Source organism: Stenotrophomonas maltophilia, assembly GCF_900186865.1.
In the GTDB taxonomy this organism is placed as follows: domain Bacteria; phylum Pseudomonadota; class Gammaproteobacteria; order Xanthomonadales; family Xanthomonadaceae; genus Stenotrophomonas; species Stenotrophomonas maltophilia.
Genome location: NZ_LT906480.1, coordinates 4,940,001 through 4,942,500 on the forward strand (window position 1 = coordinate 4,940,001; position 2,500 = coordinate 4,942,500).

Here is a 2,500-nt window from a genome sequence, read left to right on the forward strand (position 1 = left end):
CCCGCTTAGATGCTTTCAGCGGTTATCGCTTCCGAACATAGCTACCCGGCAATGCCACTGGCGTGACAACCGGAACACCAGAGGTTCGTCCACTCCGGTCCTCTCGTACTAGGAGCAGCCCCTCTCAAATCTCCAACGCCCATGGCAGATAGGGACCGAACTGTCTCACGACGTTCTGAACCCAGCTCGCGTACCACTTTAAATGGCGAACAGCCATACCCTTGGGACCGACTACAGCCCCAGGATGTGATGAGCCGACATCGAGGTGCCAAACACCGCCGTCGATATGAACTCTTGGGCGGTATCAGCCTGTTATCCCCGGAGTACCTTTTATCCGTTGAGCGATGGCCCTTCCATACAGAACCACCGGATCACTAAGTCCTAGTTTCCTACCTGCTTGATCCGTCGATCTTGCAGTCAAGCACGCTTATGCCTTTGCACACAGTGCGCGATGTCCGACCGCGCTGAGCGTACCTTCGAGCTCCTCCGTTACTCTTTAGGAGGAGACCGCCCCAGTCAAACTACCCACCATACACGGTCCCCGACCCAGATAATGGGCCCAGGTTAGAACGTCAAGCACGACAGGGTGGTATTTCAAGGATGGCTCCACCACAGCTAGCGCCATGGTTTCATAGCCTCCCACCTATCCTACACAGACGAACTCAACGTTCAGTGTAAAGCTATAGTAAAGGTTCACGGGGTCTTTCCGTCTTGCCACAGGAACGCTGCATCTTCACAGCGATTTCAATTTCACTGAGTCTCGGGTGGAGACAGCGCCGCTGTCGTTACGCCATTCGTGCAGGTCGGAACTTACCCGACAAGGAATTTCGCTACCTTAGGACCGTTATAGTTACGGCCGCCGTTTACTGGGGCTTCGATCAAGAGCTTCGCCTTGCGGCTGACCCCATCAATTAACCTTCCAGCACCGGGCAGGCGTCACACCCTATACGTCCACTTTCGTGTTTGCAGAGTGCTGTGTTTTTGATAAACAGTCGCAGCGGCCTGGTTACTGCGACCCTCTTCAGCTATAGCTCGCACGAGCCACCAAAAAGGGTGCACCTTCTCCCGAAGTTACGGTGCCATGTTGCCTAGTTCCTTCACCCGAGTTCTCTCAAGCGCCTGAGAATTCTCATCCTACCCACCTGTGTCGGTTTACGGTACGGTCTGCGTAAGCTGAAGCTTAGGAGCTTTTCCTGGAAGCGTGGTATCAGTGACTTCGCCATAAAGGCTCGTCTCGGTGCTCGGTCTTAAAGGATCCCGGATTTGCCAAAGATCCAAACCTACCGCCTTTCCCCAGGACAACCAACGCCTGGTACACCTAACCTTCTCCGTCCCTCCATCGCACTTACGCGAGGTGCAGGAATATTAACCTGCTTCCCATCGACTACGACTTTCGTCCTCGCCTTAGGGGCCGACTCACCCTGCGCCGATTAACGTTGCGCAAGGAAACCTTGGGCTTTCGGCGTGCGGGTTTTTCACCCGCATTATCGTTACTCATGTCAGCATTCGCACTTCCGATACCTCCAGCAGACTTCTCAATCCACCTTCAACGGCTTACGGAACGCTCCTCTACCGCGCATACAAAGTATGCACCCCAAGCTTCGGTTCACTGCTTAGCCCCGTTAAATCTTCCCCGCAGACCGACTCGACCAGTGAGCTATTACGCTTTCTTTAAAGGGTGGCTGCTTCTAAGCCAACCTCCTGGCTGTCTGTGCCTTTCCACATGGTTTTCCACTTAGCAGTGAATTTGGGACCTTAGCTGTGGGTCTGGGTTGTTTCCCTTTTCACGACGGACGTTAGCACCCGCCGTGTGTCTCCCATACAGTCCGTCTCGGTATTCGGAGTTTGCAATGGTTTGGTAAGTCGCGATGACCCCCTAGCCATAACAGTGCTCTACCCCCGAGAGGATACATATGAGGCGCTACCTAAATAGCTTTCGAGGAGAACCAGCTATCTCCGGGTTCGATTAGCTTTTCACTCCTAATCACACCTCATCCCCTACCTTTGCAACGGGAGTGGGTTCGGGCCTCCAGTGCGTGTTACCGCACCTTCACCCTGGGCATGACTAGATCACCCGGTTTCGGGTCTACTGCCCGCGACTATGCGCCCTTATCAGACTCGGTTTCCCTTCGCCTCCCCTATACGGTTAAGCTTGCCACGAACAGTAAGTCGCTGACCCATTATACAAAAGGTACGCAGTCACTCCTTGCGGAGCTCCTACTGCTTGTACGCACACGGTTTCAGGTTCTATTTCACTCCCCTCTCCGGGGTTCTTTTCGCCTTTCCCTCACGGTACTGGTTCACTATCGGTCGGTCAGTAGTATTTAGCCTTGGAGGATGGTCCCCCCATGTTCAGACAGGGTTTCACGTGCCCCGCCCTACTCGTCTTCACTGGAATGGCCCTTTCAGATACAGGGCTATCACCTTCTATGGCCGCTCTTTCCAGAGCGTTTTCCTAGAACCAATCCAGCTTAAGGGCTAGTCCGCGTTCGCTCGTCGC

1 rRNA gene (running past both ends of the window) is annotated in these 2,500 nt (G+C 54.2%); it reads right to left on the bottom strand.

The annotated features are described in order from the left end of the window. Window positions 1-2,500 (bottom strand): 23S ribosomal RNA (locus tag CKW06_RS23160) (it extends past both window edges: 139 nt to the left, 239 nt to the right).